Source organism: Syntrophomonas palmitatica JCM 14374 (assembly GCF_001311885.1).
Lineage (GTDB): Bacteria > Bacillota > Syntrophomonadia > Syntrophomonadales > Syntrophomonadaceae > Syntrophomonas_A > Syntrophomonas_A palmitatica.
The window spans coordinates 1-1,269 of record NZ_BBCE01000050.1; the positions used below are offsets into that span (position 1 = coordinate 1).

1 protein-coding gene is annotated in these 1,269 nt (G+C 44.9%); it reads left to right on the top strand.

Annotation, left to right across the window (positions count from 1 at the left end; genetic code table 11):
* The first annotated feature begins 57 nt into the window (after window positions 1–57).
* Window positions 58–1,204 (top strand): IS3 family transposase gene (locus JCM14374_RS12835; protein ID WP_172674238.1). Its coding sequence is split into 2 segments (ribosomal slippage): window positions 58–329 and window positions 328–1,204, totalling 1,149 coding nucleotides; the frame shifts between segments, so codons are not numbered across the junction.
* The last annotated feature ends 65 nt before the right edge of the window (window positions 1,205–1,269 follow it).

Genomic DNA, 1,269 nt, shown 5'->3' on the forward strand with positions numbered 1-1,269 from the left:
TATACTGCTCCCAGGTAGTGAGACACACAGAGGTAAAAAATAAGCTAAACTAAGAACATGGAAAAGAGAAATCGTTACACAGCTGAATTCAAGGCCAAGGTTGTATTAGAACTACTACGAGAAGAATCGACCCTGAACCAGGTGGCCGCCAAATACCAGTTGAATCCGCAAATGCTCAGCCAGTGGAAGAGCGACTTTGTTAAGAATGCCTCTGTTGTCTTCGAACGTAACAAGGACGAGGCCGGGAAACTCAAAAAAGAGATGGAGGAAAAAGAATCCCGTTATCAACAGATCATCGGTCAGCAATCTTATGAGATTGACTGGCTCAAAAAAAAATCTGGCCTCAAGTAGTACAACAGATATTCGGAAAACCATGGCGGACCCTGGAAACCATCGCATCAGCCTTACAAGGCAGGCCTATCTATTGACCGTTAATCGGAGTAGCCTTTATCGGCAGCCACCTACAAACCAATGGTCACAGACAGCCCTCGATGATATGCGGCTAATCGATGAAATCTATACCAAATGCTCCTTTTACGGATACCGCAGAATTACTGCGGAAATGCAAGCCAAGGGGCGCCAGATAAATCGCAAGCGAGTCCGCAGACTTATGGGTATAATGGGGATTCAGGGAATCTGTCCCGGTCCCAACCTTAGTAAGCGATTACATGCTAAATATGTATACCCCTATCTGCTGAGAAATCTAAAGGTTGACCATCCAGATCAGGTATGGGCCGTGGATATCACTTACATACGTATGCGCCAGGGATTCATGTATCTATTCGTTATTATAGATCTTTACAGCCGCTATATAGTGGACTACGAATTAAGCACCAGTATGGATCGTTATTGGGTGCTGGAATGCCTTAAAAGAGCATTCCAGCACCGCAAGCCGGAAATCATCAACAGTGATCAAGGTAGCCAGTTTACCAACCAGGACTATATCGAACTTCTTCAGAACGAAGGGATCAAGATCTCCATGGACGGGAAGGGGCGTGCCCTGGACAACATCTTTGTTGAGCGCTTCTTCCGAACGCTCAAGTACGAAAACATTTATCTCAATGAGTACGAAACCCCGAAATCCCTGCGCAAAGGGCTAAACCAATATATTAGGTTTTACAATGAACAGCGGCTCCATGGGTCGCTTGAATATAGATGCCCCATTGATTTCTACCATCAGAACCTTGCCCAATTAGCATCTTAAGAAGAGGAGGGACACATTTAGCTTATTCTTTTTAGAAATGTGTCTTGACAATGGGGGGCACTATA